Source organism: Liquorilactobacillus sicerae, from assembly GCF_029916425.1.
GTDB lineage: Bacteria > Bacillota > Bacilli > Lactobacillales > Lactobacillaceae > Liquorilactobacillus > Liquorilactobacillus sicerae.
On record NZ_JAHAVQ010000401.1, the window covers coordinates 1 to 211 of the forward strand.

1 protein-coding gene is annotated in these 211 nt (G+C 47.4%); it reads left to right on the forward strand.

From position 1 onward, the window contains the following. Positions 1–211 (forward strand): mucin-binding protein (locus KH893_RS12985; protein ID WP_427860490.1); only part of this gene is annotated, 211 nt, incomplete at both ends.

Genomic DNA, 211 nt, shown 5'->3' on the forward strand with positions numbered 1-211 from the left:
TATACTAAGAATGCACCGACAGTCACTACCGAAACGAAGACTGTGAATGAAACCATCCATTATATCTATAAAGATGGTAGCAAGGCAGCCGATGACTATGTGGCAACGCCAGTTGAGTTTACACGGACAGTGTCCACAGATGCAGTCACTGGTGAGAAGACATATGGGGCATGGTCAGCAGATCAAACATTTGGCGCAGTGACTAGCCCCG